Here is a 15,191-nt window from a genome sequence, read left to right on the forward strand (position 1 = left end):
TGTTTTCCATTTGGAGGACGAGACCCAAAAATGAAAACGCCTACGAATAGGCGTTTTTTATTTGATAAGGGGGAATAATTTTGCTGGCTGGAGCAACATCTGCACTAAGAGACTATTTTGGATATGATTCATTTCGTAAAGGCCAAGAAAATGTAATTGAGAATGTGCTACAAGGCAAAGATTCACTATGTGTAATGCCTACTGGTGGTGGGAAATCGGTTTGTTATCAAGTTCCTGCACTTGTTATGGAAGGTACTGTCATTGTAATATCACCGCTCATTTCTTTGATGAAGGACCAAGTTGATGCGCTCCATGAAGCGGGAATATCGGCCGCGTATATTAACAGTACGATGACAAACGAAGAATACCAAATGACTATGGATGCGACGATTCGCGGTGAATATAATCTTTTATACATTGCTCCGGAGCGTCTTGATTCGCCGTCATTTACGAATCGCTTGCAACTGATGAACGTTCCGATGGTCGCAATCGATGAAGCGCATTGTATTTCGCAGTGGGGGCATGATTTCAGGCCGAGTTATAGAAATATCCGGCATATGATTTCATTATTTCATGATAAACCAGTCGTTCTGGCATTGACTGCCACAGCAACTCCAGCGGTACGCGAGGATATTTGCGATCAGCTTGGAATCACTGAAGAGAATACAGTGATGACCGGTTTTGAAAGAGAGAACTTAACTTTTTCGGTTGTAAAAGGACAAAACCGTGATAAATATGTAGTCGACTATGTGGAAAAGAATGAGGGCGAAGCTGGAATTATTTATGCAGCTACTCGAAAAGCGGTTGATCAAGTTTACGAAACACTTAAGAAAAAAGGGGTTCCTGTCGCTAAATATCATGCTGGATTATCTGATGATGAACGCAGTATTGGACAGGAAAGATTTTTAAATGATGAAATTTCTGTGATGGTTGCGACAAATGCATTCGGAATGGGAATCGATAAATCGAATATACGCTATGTCATTCATTATCAAATGCCTCGAACAATGGAAAGTTATTACCAGGAGGCAGGCCGTGCGGGTCGTGATGGACTTGATAGTGATTGTACATTATTATTTTCATCCCAAGACGTTCAAACGCAACGGTTTTTAATAGATTTATCGCAAGACGAAACGCGCATACCGATGGAGCTCGAGAAGTTGCAGTCAATGATTGACTATTGCCATACGGAAGCATGTCTTCAAAAATTCATCATTACGTATTTTGGTGAATTGGAAACAAAAGATTGCGGACATTGCGCTAACTGTACGGACACGCGTGAAAGTTCTGAGGTCACTACAGAGGTTCAAATGGTATTGTCTTGTGTCATTCGAATGGGGCAACGCTTTGGAAAAACGATGATTGCGCAAGTGTTAACAGGATCACGTAGTAAGAAAATGTTTGATTTCGGTTTTGAAAAATTAACAACATATGGGATCATGAGAGACAAAAGCGCCAAAGAAGTTTCGGATTTCATAGAATTTATCATCTCGGAAAACTACTTAGGCGTTGAAAATGGTCAATATCCAACCATTTATGTTAGTGAACTTGGGAAAGACGTGCTGACTGGAAAAATACAAGTGTTCAGGAAGAAATCGGTTGTCACAAAACAAATTACAAAAGACAATCCATTATTCGAACAACTACGCGCACTACGCATGCAATTAGCTCAAGAAGCCGGGGTACCACCTTTTGTTGTCTTCTCGGATAAAACCTTGCAAGACATAATTAGTAAGATGCCTGTCACAGAAGAGGAGTTCCTTGAAGTAAATGGTGTCGGACTGGCAAAGCTGGAGCGGTACGGGGAAGCATTTTTGGATGAGATACGCGCGTTTCAACCAGAACAAACTGAAACAACATGAGAAAAAGAGGGTAGCAATCGCTACCCTTTTTTATATGCCTTTATGTATTTAATTGGCGATCAAATCCTAATGTCATTTCATTTTGGATACATTACTGTACCATCTTTATTCAAAACTGGTGGGGCACCCCATTGGCCAGGAATATGCGCTTCGATTTTAGTGTATCCTTTTGGACCATCAAGAATATGACGAACGGTCCAACCGTTAAGTGATAACCAATTGCTAATCAATAATCGGTGACATCTAGCAGGATGGCGTTCGGAACAACAATAAGCTACAGAGTTGTTTTCGGCAATTTCCTTTAATTTCCCAAGACCTATCTGGAAACCCTCTTCAAGCGTATAATCTGCATAATTGTGAAACGATCGATTTTCCCATGCATCATTAATGTTGTTATCAATGGTTTTGGATTTATTGCGACGACCGCCAAGTTCTTTAATGTGGACGTAGTCGATTCCTGATTCAGGTAACCAAATACTCATGCGGTCTTTATGAAAATGTGGAAACTTCCGACTTCCTGGAAACGCACGCACATCAACTAAGAAATCAATATTTCCATCCTGAAGCAATTGTAAAAATTCTTCCTTTGTATGTGTAGAGTGACCCACTGTAAAAATATCCATAAAAAACCTCCCTCATTCATTAATTCCTTGAAAGGGGGAGGGGCAAACATTAAATTCAAGTTCGAGCAGTTGCTGCATTCAATTGTTCTTTCTTCTCAGTTCTTCTGCATATTGCAACGAGTGCATAAACAACCGGTGTGTCGATGATCGCGACGATGAACTTGAAAATATACTGGCTGAAAATCATCCCGATTAGTACACCCAATGGCATTGTGCCGTAAAAAGCAATCGAGATGAAAATGGCCGTATCGACAAGTTGACTCGCCATCGTTGATAAATTATTTCTAATCCACAACTTCTTTTTGCCGTGTCGTTTTTTCAGCTTATCAAAAATCGTCACATCTAAATTCTGACTAACCAGATAAGCGACCAGACTTGCGATTGTAACACGGAAGCCAGCAGTGAAGATTAATTCAAATGATTGTTGGTTTTCGTAAAAAGAAGCGGCAGGCAATTTGATCGCAATCCATATGAATCCGATTGCCAAAATTTGTGCCAGAAAACCTGTCAGTACAGTGCGCCGAGCTGCTTCTTTTCCGTATGCTTCTGTGATGACATCTAGGATTGGATAAGTAAAAACATAAATGATGACAGCCGCGGGCAACACAATCCAATCGCCAATACTGAACAGTTTTACTGCCAACACATTAGATAAAATCAATAATCCGACAAATAGACCGTTTAAATAATATAACATGGTTTAAGAGCCTCCATTAGCGATTATCGATTTTTTCCGGATTCATATCATGATTCAGCATCCGATGCTCGGCCATCTGTTCGTACTTCGTTCCCGGCTTCCCGTAATTGCAGTAAGGATCAATGGATAGTCCACCACGCGGCGTGAACTTGCCCCATACTTCTATGTATCTTGGTTCTATCAATTCGATTAAATCATTCATAATGATATTGACGCAGTCCTCGTGAAAATCGCCATGATTACGGAAACTGAATAAATATAATTTCAATGCTTTACTCTCTACAAGTTTTTGATCAGGTATAAAACTAATGTACATCGTTGCAAAGTCTGGTTGACCTGTTTGCGGGCACAATGATGTAAATTCCGGACAATTGAACTTCACGAAATAATCACGTTTCGTATGCAAATTGTCAATCGCTTCTAAGACACCAGGATTATAGGTGTCTTTGTACTCCGTATGTTGATTTCCTAACAATGTTAAACCCGTCAATGTAGATTCATCTCTTCCAGCCAATAAAAAAACCTCCCGTTTATTATGTCGAGGGAGGTCCATAAATGTGGAAACAATGAAATCGATTGGAAATCATTTTTCAGCATCCATAGTTTTTTATAGAGGGTCGCTATGAACCTCTCTCGAACAATATGTGTATTTCCATCTAAGACTTTAGCTGATGGGCGGAGCATTGTCAAACGAATTTTTTTTCGTATTCCCAATGAGCGAATAACCAGCGACGACAATTAAAATAACACCTGTCAACATGAAAGAACTTGAGAACGTCAAATCCAAGAAACCGATCACGCTGGATCCGACGACTGCACCAATTGAAAAGAATGCATAGAAGTATCCATATGCTTTTCCGCGAAAGTCAGGCGAAGATGAGTCAATCAGTAAAGAGTTAATAGATGGGAATAAAAAGGCAAATCCAATACCGTAAATAATCATTGCAAAATATAAGAAGTTTAATGCTTCCAGTTGACTTAAGAATAGCATGCTAATGCCCATCATTGACAACCCGAATGCGAGCGTGATAATCGGACGAACGCGGTCGAATATGCGATTGACCGGAAGTAAAAATATCAGGACCGCTGTGACGCCGAATGCACTTAATAACATGCCACTTGTTTTGGCATCGAAACCAAGTGAGACAATTTTTAACGGCAAGACCAGTGCTAAAACACCTTGTGAAAACATGAGGAAGAATGCACCGGCAAACGAACGCACCATCCCAGGCGAGCGAAATAGATGTCTGACTCGAGTGTTGTTTTTTGAAGTTTGCTCTTTCCTGACGTATTTAAATGAACGGAGAACGAAGAACGCGGCAATCGCGATTATGAACATCATGATCCCATTTATCGCCATGACGAAAGCCGGGCTTGATTTTGCAGCGACAATTCCCCCATATGCAGGTCCTATAATGGCAGCCAATCCAACAAATGCGCCTGAAATGGCAACACTCCTTCCGCGATTTGTTACTTCCGTACGGTTCGCTAAAAATGTAAATGCTGCCGGAACGATTAGCCCCTCCATAAAACCATGAAGGAAACGGATGCCCAACAAACTGACTGGATCGGTGATTGTGAAATATAATAGCAACGAAACTGCTGACGCAAATAAACCAAAAACCAAAATTAGAAATGGACCGCGTTTGTCTGTCATAAAGCCAGAAATAACATTGCCAATCATATTAGAAAAGGAATAAATTCCAACTGCAAGTCCGATAACAAAAGGGGTAGCACCTAAGGAATCTGCGAATGGACTCATGATCGGAAGCTGGGAAAATAAATCGAAGAAGGAGATAAATACAATGAGATAAATAAAGTTTCGCATTTGAAAGCCTCTTTTCATAGTTTCGAACAATACTTTTACAATACCATTGTTTATACTAGAGAGGGACTGCTTTGACTGTGAACAATTCATGACAAATATATAATTGGAAGGGCGAGATTAAATGACTAAGAAAATTAGAATTGGCATTGCCGGATACGGAAATTTAGGCAGAGGTGTCGAGTCTGCAATTGCACAAAACGATGATATGGAATTAATCGGTGTTTTTACAAGAAGAAATCCTGATGAGCTTACATTACTTGACGATAATGTCCCTGTATATGCACATGACACAATTCTGGATTACAAAGAAAAAGTTGATGTATTAATCTTATGCGGGGGATCCAAAAATGATTTGCCGGTACAAGGACCTGCCTTAGCAAAACATTTCTCTACCATTGATAGTTTTGACACACATGCAGAAATCCCGAACTATTTCGAAACAGTGGATCAATCAGCGAAACCAAACGAAAATACCTCAATCATTTCAGTTGGTTGGGATCCAGGATTGTTTTCGATTAATCGTCTTTACGGCGAAGCGGTTTTATCAGAAGGAACAACTTATACATTTTGGGGAAAGGGGCTAAGCCAAGGCCATTCCGATGCAGTAAGAAGAGTTCCAGGTGTTAAAGGAGCCGTTCAGTATACAATTCCGAACGAAGACGCTGTGAATCGAGTACGCAGTGGGGCACTACCGGAACTATCAACTCGTGAGAAGCACACCCGCGAATGTTATGTCGTCCTCGAAGACGGAGCGGATGCAACTGAAGTGAAGAGAGCAATTGTATCGATGCCGAATTATTTTTCAGATTATGATACGACAGTGAATTTTATTACAGAGGATGAGCTAAAGCGAGATCATGCTGCGATGCCGCACGGTGGGTTTGTCATTCGAAGCGGTAAAACAGGTAATGATACCAATCAAGTGATGGAGTATTCCTTGAAACTTGATAGTAACCCTGAATTTACATCTAGTGTTCTGGTTGCATATGCACGCGCAGCTTATCGATTAAACCAAAACGGTGAATTTGGTGCGAAAACTGTTTTTGATATTGCACCAGGTCTATTATCAAAGAAAACTGCAGCAGATTTACGAAAAGAAATGCTTTGACAGAAAGGGATTTCTCATTAGAATATAAAATGTTTTGAAAACTATCACCAATTAGAATATACTACTTATGTATGACTTATCCCGCATTAACGGGCAGTAAGCCTCCCACCCAAAGATTTAGTAAAGCGATAGGGGTAGCTGGGAGACTAACTGCCCGTAAAAGCCCGATTGGTTCAACTAACAATCGGTGGAAAACCCCACCGATTGAAGTTTCACTATATTTAGGAGGTCGAAGTAAATTGACAAAACTTGACGAAACATTAACGATGCTCAAAGAATTAACGGACGCGAAAGGAATTCCGGGGAATGAACGTGAACCGCGGGAAGTTATGAAAAAGTATATCGAACCGTTCAGTGATAAAATTGAGCAGGATGGACTAGGTTCTCTAATTGCTTCGAAATCTGGTGATGAAAATGGGCCTAAAATAATGATTGCAGGTCACTTAGATGAAGTTGGCTTCATGGTATCCAAGATTGACGATAAAGGATTCTTATCGTTCCAAACAGTTGGCGGTTGGTGGTCGCAAGTTATGCTTGCCCAACGTGTCACAATTGTTACACGCAGTGGGGATACGGTAACGGGTGTCATCGGATCAAAGCCCCCGCATATTCTTTCTCCAGAAGCGAGAAAAAAACCAGTTGATATTAAGGACATGTTTATCGACGTTGGTGCAACTTCCAAGGAAGAAGCAACGGATTGGGGAATTTCACCAGGAGATATGGTTGTGCCATATTTTGAATTTACCGTGATGAACAATGAAAAGTTGTTGCTTGCAAAAGCGTGGGATAATCGTATAGGAATCGCAATTGCAATCGATGTTTTAAAAGGTTTGAAAGATATCAATCACCCTAACGTAGTATTTGGTGTAGGGGCTGCTCAAGAAGAAATCGGTCTTCGCGGTGCACGCACTGCTGCAACAAAAATCAAACCAGACATCGGATTTGCAGTAGACGTTGGGATTGCGGGAGATACACCAGGAATTACATCGAAAGAAGCCACTGGGAAAATGGGCGATGGTCCGCAAATATTACTCTTCGATGCATCAATGGTCTCGCATAAAGGCTTACGTGACTTAGTTGTCGATACAGCAGAAGAAAACGGAATTCCGTATCAGTTCGAAACAATCCCAGGCGGTGGTACAGACGCTGGCGCCATCCATATTTCAGGAAGCGGTGTTCCATCCCTAGCTATTTGTATTCCAACACGCTATATCCATTCACACGCAGGTATCTTGCACCGTGATGATTACGAAAACACAGTAAAGCTGATTATTGAAGTGATTAAAAAGTTAGACCGCGAAACAGTTAATACAATTACTTTTGAATGAAATTTAAAATGAGTGGCCTTGTTATCCCGTATTGGGATAACAAGGCTTTTTTGTTTGCTCACGTTTAAAATGAGTTGCTACTCCCACGTATATTTCCATAAACAATATAGGTCAAAATCTTCCTTGATCCTAAACACCTAACTTTCTAATTAATTATAATAATACGCTTGACTTAATAATTATACATACATATACTAAAATATACATTCAAAAAATATGGAAGGCGCTGAGTAATTAATGATTAAATTAGCTGAAAATGATATGGAACTAGAGGCCGGGTTAAAAGGAAGAGATCTACTAAGTTTGTTGGATTTAACGAGCGAGGAAGTTTTATATTTAATAGATAAGGCAATCAAACTTAAAAAAGATACAGCTGAAGGTAAACTTGAACCGGTTTTGGCGGGGAAAACTTTGGGGATGATATTTGAGAAACATTCAACCAGAACGCGTATTTCATTTGAAGTCGGGATGATACATTTAGGTGGGCATGCGATCTTTATGAATGCGCGCGATTTACAAATCGGGCGTGGTGAATCAGTTTCTGATACAGGGAAAGTTCTGTCGGAGTATTTGGACGGGGTGATGATCCGTGCGAATTCTCACGAAATGGTAAAAGAGTTAGCTGAACATACATCTGTACCAGTCATCAATGGGTTAACGGATATTTTTCATCCGTGCCAAGCGCTAGCAGATCTACTCACAATTATTGAAGTAAAAGGATCATTAAAAGGCAAGAAGTTGGCGTATATCGGTGACGGGAATAATGTTGCGCACTCCTTAGTCATTGCGGCCGCCCATGCGGGAATGCATGTAACAATCGGAACGCCTGAAGGATACACATGTGACCATGAAGTAATTCAAAAGGCTGAGGAACTAGCTTTATATAATGGAGGTAGTGTTTCAGAAACAACGAATCCAGTTGAAGCTGTAAAGGGAGTGGATGCTATCTATACTGATGTTTGGACCAGTATGGGGCAAGAGGAAGAAGCAGCTCTTCGACTTGAAGCATTCAAAGACTTTCAAATTAACGATGGACTTGTGGCACATGCTAAAAATGATTATATGTTTTTACATTGCTTGCCAGCGCATCGTGAAGAAGAGGTCGCGAAATCAGTCATTGACGGTCCGAATTCTTATGTATTCCAACAAGCCGGAAATCGATTGCATGCACAAAAAGCTGTATTAGCGACACTACTCAAATAAAATAATAATATAAACACTTGGAGTCTAGGAGCTTAGCCTAGGCTCTTTTTGTTCGGTAAACATAACCTAGTGTTAGAAATACTTTACATTGGGTTAAGTTTAGTGTACATTATTAATGTGAGGTGATGTCGTAATGCTGAAGAACAGAGTGAGGGAATTACGCGCCAGACATGATTTTACGCAAATTGAACTTGCGAAGCGCGTTGGGGTTACGCGACAGACAATCGGTTTTATCGAAAAAGGAGAATTTTCACCTTCCGTTACATTGTCCTTGAAACTGGCTCGTGAACTCGGCTGTAGTATTAACGAATTATTTTGGTTGGAAGGGGAGGAAGAAGATGAAAAGTGATATGAGGGTTACGTTTCCACTATGGATGATGTGCTTTATTCTATTAATCGCCATGTCTATTTATCTTATCGGGACGACCGCGCTTATCGAGGGGCATGGGGCGGATGAATTTACATTTAGTATTAGCATGGAATCCAATTTAACTCTATTTGCTATTTTGCTTGTTCTTATATGGGGAACCCTAATTAGCTTTATCATCAAATTGTTGAAACATAACCGGATATATCCTGATAAAAAACTTTCCCCATTATACTTAAAGCCACCTGAGTATTTAGAAGACGATGAATTATTTCAGCAGTCAACTGGGCATGCGACAAAAAAAGTGTATACATTCTTTGTAACAGCCATACCAATTCTTGCAGTATTATATCTTGTCTTGCCAATTGGGAAGATGTGGATGGTTATTGGAATATTGTTATTGGGATTCATGCAGTACTTAATATATTACTTGGAAATCAGAAAGTATGTCACGGAGGAATAGTAGATGTTAGAGTATTTTTTAGTGTTCTTGGGTGCAGCAATTCCATGGTTAGAAATTGCACTGGTAGTACCATTAGGCATAATAAGTGGATTGTCTCCAGTTTGGGTAATTTTAACTGCGTTCATTGGTAATATGTTGACTGTTCTAGGCGTAATTATTGGATTCCAAAAAGTGAAAGAATGGATGGAGTCTAGAAATCGTGAGAAAGGCAAAGCGGAATCGAAACGAACAGAGCGAGGTAAACGTATTTGGAATAAGTATGGCATGCCTGGTGTTGCGTTACTAGGACCCATTGTAATTGGAACACATATTGCGGCTTTCATAGGATTGCTTTTCGGGGCAAATAAAAAAAATGCTACTGTTTGGATGACAATTAGCATAGCACTTTGGTCATTAGTATTTGGAATTGCCACTGCGCTCGGATTTGATCTTTTTACGCGAAACTTTTAAAGTGAGCTCTAAGTCAACCCACTAAAATGGGCGTCCTTAGGGCTTTTTTTGTACTGCGATTTAAGATTTTGGAATGTTGCCGATAAACTAAAAATTGAATAAAGGCAGTCTGATGGGTATAATGTATAGATATGCATTAGAGGAGGGTAGCAGAATGAAGGGGCCACCTAGGAAAATAGTCATTCTTGATGACGCACCTACTACTGTTGCTGAGAAGGGAATCTATTATTTGGTTATAAAGGATATATGAATGATGATGCTGCTTCTGCATGATGTTTTGTCTTGCAGCAAACGCATTTATGGATTTTATAGGATTAGCTGAAGTAGCGCGCGAAAGGTATGCCTATACGATTATTTCGTTTTGAAATCCACTTATGTTATTTATAAGAAGCAAATATAGGGGAAAAACTTCAAGTGGCTGCGCAATTATGGCTGTAGATGATACTCGCCGGAAATCGCTCAATAAGATAATTACCAAGAAAGGAGAAGAAATATGCCTAAGATAGAAATTAATAATCTTACGAAAATATTTGGTGCCCAACCCCAGCAAGGTCTAAAACTTCTGGATGAGGGTGCGAAAAAAGATGAGATACTTGAGAAGACGGGGATGACCGTTGGTGTGGATAATGCTTCATTCACGGTGCAAGACGGAGAAGTTTTCGTCATTATGGGTTTATCCGGAAGTGGGAAATCGACATTAATAAGATTAGTGAATCGTTTAATCGAGCCGACTAGCGGCGAAGTCCTGATAGACGGAGAAAATTTAACGAAAATGGATTCTAAATCGCTTATTGAAACCAGACGGAAAAAACTAGGAATGGTGTTCCAGAATTTCGGTTTATTACCTCATCGGACCGTTTTAAGCAACGTCGCTTATGGCTTGGAAATCCAAGAAGTGAACAAAGAACAACGAGAAGCGAAAGCGCTGAAAGTAATTGCTGATGTTGGATTAAAAGGTTATGAATCTAGCTATCCAAGTGAATTAAGTGGCGGAATGCAACAACGTGTTGGTATTGCGCGTGCGCTTACGAACGACACGGATATATTATTGATGGATGAAGCATTCAGTGCGCTCGATCCAATCATTCGTAAAGAAATGCAAGATGAGCTAATTAACCTTCAAAGTAAACTTGGGAAAACAATTTTGTTTATTACGCATGATTTAGATGAAGCATTAAAGCTCGGCGACCGCATCGCCATCATGAAAGAAGGCCAGATTGTTCAAATTGGTACATCGGAAGAAATATTAGAAAATCCGGCAAATGAATATGTATCGAAGTTTGTTCAAGACGTAGACCGCTCTAAAGTTTTAAAAGCATCCAATGTTATGAAAAAGCCAGAAGTACTCATGACACAGAAAGACGGTCCTAAAGTGGCTGTTCGTAAAATGGAGGAAATCGGTGCATCAAGCATATTTGTAGTCGATGGAGATAATAACCTTAAAGGTCTCTTAACCGTTGATGATGCGATTAAAGCCTACAAAGAAGATATATTAGTGGAAGATTTATTAATTGAAGACCTATATAGAGCTACACCTGATACGCCGTTAAGCGATCTGATTGAAATTGCTGCGCAAACAAAGTATCCGCTCACAGTGGTTGAAGATGGTAAGTTGCTTGGTATCATTTCACGTGTTTCCATTCTTTCCGGACTCGTACTCGGAAAAGAAAGTGGAGGAAGTGGGGTGGAAGCGAAATGAATTATTTTGATTTTCCACTAGAAGAATGGACCAACAGTTTTGTTGATAATTGGTTATTGCCATATTTAAGCGGATTTTTTGATCAAATCAGTGGTATATTAAGTTCTTTTGTAGATGGCGTCACGAACTTACTCATATGGATTCCAGCTGAACTAATTGTACTGGTTTTGATTTTATTGTCATGGAAAATAGCTGGTAGAGGTATGGCACTATTTACGTTGATCGGTTCACTTTTCATTGGATCGGTTGATCTCTGGGTCGAGTCAATGCAAACATTTTCAATTGTAATCGTGTCAACAGTCATTTCAGTATTGGTTGGGATTCCAGTCGGTATTTTTAGTGCACTAAATCATACAGCAAATAAAATTATTCGGCCGATTCTCGACTTTATGCAGACATTGCCTAGTTTCGTTTACTTGATTCCGGCAATACTATTATTTGGTTTGGGAAATGTGCCGGCTGTAATTGCAACCTTCATTTTCGCAGCCCCTCCCGCAGTTCGTATGACTGCATTGGGAATTAAACAAGTGCCAGAAGATGTGATTGAAGCCTCCAAAGCATTTGGTACAACATCCAGGCAACTATTATTTAAAGTTCAGTTTCCACTTGCACTTCCTACAATTATGGCAGGAGTGAACCAATCCATCATGCTAGCTTTATCCATGGCAGTTGTTGCGTCGATGATTGGAGCGCCTGGGCTTGGTACGACAGTATTAACGGGGATTTCAACAGTAAACGTTGGACTTGGTTTGACAGGTGGATTAGCAATTGTTGTATTGGCAATCATCTTGGATAGAATCACGCAAAAGTTAGGGCAAAAATAATCATTATGTTAAGGGGAGATTTTGATGAGAAAGTTTTTATTCGGTTTGATGACAGTTTTACTGATCGTAGTATTGGCCGCATGTTCTTCCGGCGATAAGAAAAATGATGAAAAATCATCAGCTAAAAAAGATCAAACAATTACATTCGGTGTAACACCATGGACAAGTACGGTGCCGCCGACTAAAATTGCGCGTCTTATTTTAGAAGATATGGGTTATAAGGTAGAAGAGACGAATGCGGATGTAAGCAGTATTTACATTGGACTGTCACGCGGCGATATTAATGCTTATATGGACTCATGGATGCCGAGCCATGAAGTGCATTTAGAAAAGTATGAAGGGAAAGTTGAAGACACTGCTGTAAGCTTTTCAGGTGCTGCATCAGGTTTAGTTGTACCCAATTACATGGAAGATATTAATTCGATTGAAGATTTAATTGGCAAGGAAGACCTGTTTAACAATGAAATATACGGTGTTGAAGCAGGCGGAAATGCTGCTAAAATCATTGATTCATTAATTGAAGGCTATGGTTTAGATATGAAACAAGTCAATTCCTCTGAAGGCGGCATGATCGCGCAAGGAAGACGTCAAATGGAACAGAAAAAGCCAGTTGTATTCTACGGATGGCGTCCTCATACGATGTTTAACAAAATGGACATCAAAGTAATCGAAGATACGAAAGGTTACTTCAGTATTCCAGATATCCACGTAATCACGAACGCAGGTCTTAAAGAAGAAGCACCGGAAGCATATGAATTTTTAAGCAACTGGAGTATCGACATAGACGACCTTGAAGCGATGATTGTAGCAATTGAAGACGGTGCAGAGCCAGAAGTTGTCGCGCGCGAATGGATCGATAACAACCAAGACAAAGTAAATGAAATGATTGGCAAATAATAGGAGTGTTTTCATGAGTGAGTACAGAGAAATAATCGTTGAGAGGGAAGTACCTTGCACAGTAAGAGATGGGGTTACATTATATGCTAATATTTATCGACCCCAAGGTGAAGGAAAATTTCCTGTTTTATTATCTAGACTACCTTATAATAAAAACCTTCCAGAGTTTTCCCATCGATATATCGATCCGATTAGAATCGCGATGAATGGGTATATTGTCATTATTCAAGACGTACGTGGACGTTTTGCTTCAGAAGGTGTGTTTGAACCCTATATACAAGAACTCGAAGATGGCTACGATACAGTAGAATGGGCAGCCAAACTGCCTTATTCCACTGGTGAGGTGGGGATGTTCGGCTTATCTTATTACGGATTTACGCAACTATATGCAGCACTTGAACGTCCGCCTTCTTTGAAGGCAATATTTCCTGCACAGACTAGAAGCTTGTCACGGAATGATCTGTTTTATAGAGACGGTGTTTATGAATTGGCGTTTATTGAAACTTGGATGCTTGACTCGATTGCACCTGATTATTTGAAAAGAGTGGGAAGCGGCGATTTCAAAGAAACAATGGACGAAATTAGCCATGATTTAAATAATATTGATGAGTGGTATAAACATAAACCATTTAAAAAGTGGCCACCAATTAGTAAACACCCAGAATTAGAGACACTCATTAATAAGTATTTAAATCAAGAATTAGGTAATGAACTACTTGCGGAAAAAGTTGCGGAAAATGAAAAACGCAGGAATATCGAAATTCCTGCTTATCATTTAGCAGGGTGGTATGACAGTCACTTGGCGCCAACTTTGATGAATTACGAGGAAATGCAAAGTGCAAAAAATAATCAAAAACTGATTATTGGACCATGGGCGCATGGCCAATTTGACTCGGATATTGGAGAACGTTCCTTCGGTGTCAATAGCTCTGGAAATTCAATTGAAGGGGAAGTTGATATTACGACTCTTCATATCGAATGGTTTAACCATTGGCTCAAAGGTAACAATACGAGCATCGATGTCGACGAGGATCCGGTGAAATTATTTGTAATGGGTATTAACGAATGGCGTTCTGAAAAAGAATGGCCGCTGAAACGAACCGTTTATACGCCTTTTTACTTTCAAAGTGATGGTCGGGCAAATACGGATATGAATTCTGGTCGATTACTAACGAAACCTGCTGAAGCAACACAAAAAGATTACTACATTCATAATCCGAATAATCCCGTTCCTAGTCTTGGAGGGGGAACTTTATTTTTCAAAGGGAGAAATAATGGCCCGCGTGATCAACGGCAGATTGAAAAAAGAGAAGACGTCGTTGTTTATACATCCGAACCTTTAACCGAACCTTTAGAAGTGACGGGCTGGGTGAAAGTTAATCTGTGGGCGTCATCTGATGCTACGGATACTGATTTTACGGCAAAACTTGTAGATGTTTTACCCGATGGTACTGCTTATAACCTAACAGACGGAATTGTTCGTGCGAAGTATCGCAATGAAGATTCAGAAGAAAAGAGTTTGAATGGGGAAGTTGTTCAATATGAAATCGATTTGTGGGCAACAAGCAATGTGTTTTTACCAGGCCATTGCATCCGTATCGAAATCGCATCAAGTAACTTTCCAAGATTTGATGTGAATCCAAATACTGGGGATACGACGCTGGATACAGTTGAAATGATCCCTGCGAAACAAACGATCTATCATGGTGCCATGTATCCTTCTCATATGGTACTTCCAGTTATACCTGAATAGTTGAATAGAAGAACGATGCAAAAAGCAAACCGTGTTTAATGGTTTGCTTTTTTGCATATGGCTCGTTGGTAGTCTGATTTGTTTATGAA

General features: G+C 40.0%; 15 protein-coding genes and 1 riboswitch. Of the genes, 11 read left to right on the forward strand and 4 right to left on the reverse strand.

Features of this window, described 5'->3' with window-relative positions:
• Positions 1-80 precede the first annotated feature (80 nt).
• A complete protein-coding gene (gene recQ, locus J4G36_RS03415; RefSeq protein WP_210468678.1) occupies positions 81-1,862 on the forward strand; it encodes a DNA helicase RecQ in 1,782 nt (593 codons plus the stop codon).
• Positions 1,863-1,939: 77 nt separating this feature from the next.
• On the opposite strand, the gene J4G36_RS03420 is transcribed toward recQ, so the two are convergent.
• The 4 genes from J4G36_RS03420 to J4G36_RS03435 form a co-directional block, all read right to left on the reverse strand.
• Positions 1,940-2,485, reverse strand: coding sequence for a DUF488 domain-containing protein (locus J4G36_RS03420; protein ID WP_210468679.1), 546 nt, complete (start codon positions 2,483-2,485; stop codon positions 1,940-1,942).
• Positions 2,486-2,540: 55 nt separating this feature from the next.
• Positions 2,541-3,182, reverse strand: a complete 642-nt coding sequence (locus J4G36_RS03425; RefSeq protein ID WP_210468680.1) for a queuosine precursor transporter — start codon at positions 3,180-3,182, stop codon at positions 2,541-2,543.
• A 16-nt stretch (positions 3,183-3,198) separates the two neighbouring features.
• Entirely contained in the window at positions 3,199-3,696 is a 498-nt protein-coding gene (gene queF / locus J4G36_RS03430; protein WP_210468681.1) for a preQ(1) synthase, read from the reverse strand.
• Positions 3,697-3,775: 79 nt separating this feature from the next.
• A riboswitch (PreQ1 riboswitch) is annotated at positions 3,776-3,819 on the reverse strand.
• Between the two features lie 27 nt (positions 3,820-3,846).
• Entirely contained in the window at positions 3,847-5,010 is a 1,164-nt protein-coding gene (locus tag J4G36_RS03435; protein WP_368668715.1) for an MFS transporter, read from the reverse strand.
• Between the two features lie 121 nt (positions 5,011-5,131).
• Between J4G36_RS03435 and J4G36_RS03440 the strand changes: the two genes are divergently transcribed.
• The 10 genes from J4G36_RS03440 to J4G36_RS03485 all read left to right on the forward strand — a co-directional run bounded on the left by J4G36_RS03440 (position 5,132) and on the right by J4G36_RS03485 (position 15,102).
• Entirely contained in the window at positions 5,132-6,118 is a 987-nt protein-coding gene (locus J4G36_RS03440) for a diaminopimelate dehydrogenase (protein WP_210468683.1), read from the forward strand.
• Between the two features lie 239 nt (positions 6,119-6,357).
• Positions 6,358-7,446, forward strand: a complete 1,089-nt coding sequence (locus J4G36_RS03445; RefSeq protein ID WP_210468684.1) for a M42 family metallopeptidase — start codon at positions 6,358-6,360, stop codon at positions 7,444-7,446.
• Between the two features lie 237 nt (positions 7,447-7,683).
• The gene (argF, locus tag J4G36_RS03450; RefSeq protein WP_210468685.1) at positions 7,684-8,649 is read left to right on the forward strand and encodes an ornithine carbamoyltransferase; all 966 of its coding nucleotides are present in this window, start codon (positions 7,684-7,686) and stop codon (positions 8,647-8,649) included.
• 133 nt (positions 8,650-8,782) lie between these two features.
• Positions 8,783-8,998, forward strand: coding sequence for a helix-turn-helix transcriptional regulator (locus J4G36_RS03455; protein WP_210468686.1), 216 nt, complete (start codon positions 8,783-8,785; stop codon positions 8,996-8,998).
• Positions 8,988-9,479 (forward strand): hypothetical protein, encoded by a 492-nt coding sequence (locus tag J4G36_RS03460; protein WP_210468687.1) that lies wholly within the window; start codon positions 8,988-8,990, stop codon positions 9,477-9,479. The genes J4G36_RS03455 and J4G36_RS03460 overlap by 11 nt, the downstream gene beginning before the upstream one ends.
• Before the next feature lie 3 nt (positions 9,480-9,482).
• A complete protein-coding gene (locus J4G36_RS03465) occupies positions 9,483-9,929 on the forward strand; it encodes a small multi-drug export protein (protein ID WP_210468688.1) in 447 nt (148 codons plus the stop codon).
• Positions 9,930-10,422: 493 nt separating this feature from the next.
• Complete coding sequence (locus tag J4G36_RS03470) at positions 10,423-11,628, forward strand: quaternary amine ABC transporter ATP-binding protein (RefSeq protein ID WP_210468689.1); 1,206 nt, start codon at positions 10,423-10,425, stop codon at positions 11,626-11,628.
• The gene (locus J4G36_RS03475) at positions 11,625-12,452 is read left to right on the forward strand and encodes an ABC transporter permease (RefSeq protein ID WP_210468690.1); all 828 of its coding nucleotides are present in this window, start codon (positions 11,625-11,627) and stop codon (positions 12,450-12,452) included. Before J4G36_RS03470 ends, J4G36_RS03475 begins: the two co-directional genes overlap by 4 nt.
• Positions 12,453-12,476: 24 nt before the next feature.
• Positions 12,477-13,349 carry a glycine betaine ABC transporter substrate-binding protein gene (locus J4G36_RS03480; protein WP_210468691.1) on the forward strand — a complete coding sequence of 291 codons (873 nt, stop codon included), beginning with the start codon at positions 12,477-12,479 and terminating at the stop codon, positions 13,347-13,349.
• A 13-nt stretch (positions 13,350-13,362) separates the two neighbouring features.
• The gene (locus J4G36_RS03485; protein ID WP_210468692.1) at positions 13,363-15,102 is read left to right on the forward strand and encodes a CocE/NonD family hydrolase; all 1,740 of its coding nucleotides are present in this window, start codon (positions 13,363-13,365) and stop codon (positions 15,100-15,102) included.
• Positions 15,103-15,191 lie beyond the last annotated feature (89 nt).

The organism is Sporosarcina sp. 6E9 (assembly GCF_017921835.1).
GTDB lineage: Bacteria > Bacillota > Bacilli > Bacillales_A > Planococcaceae > Sporosarcina.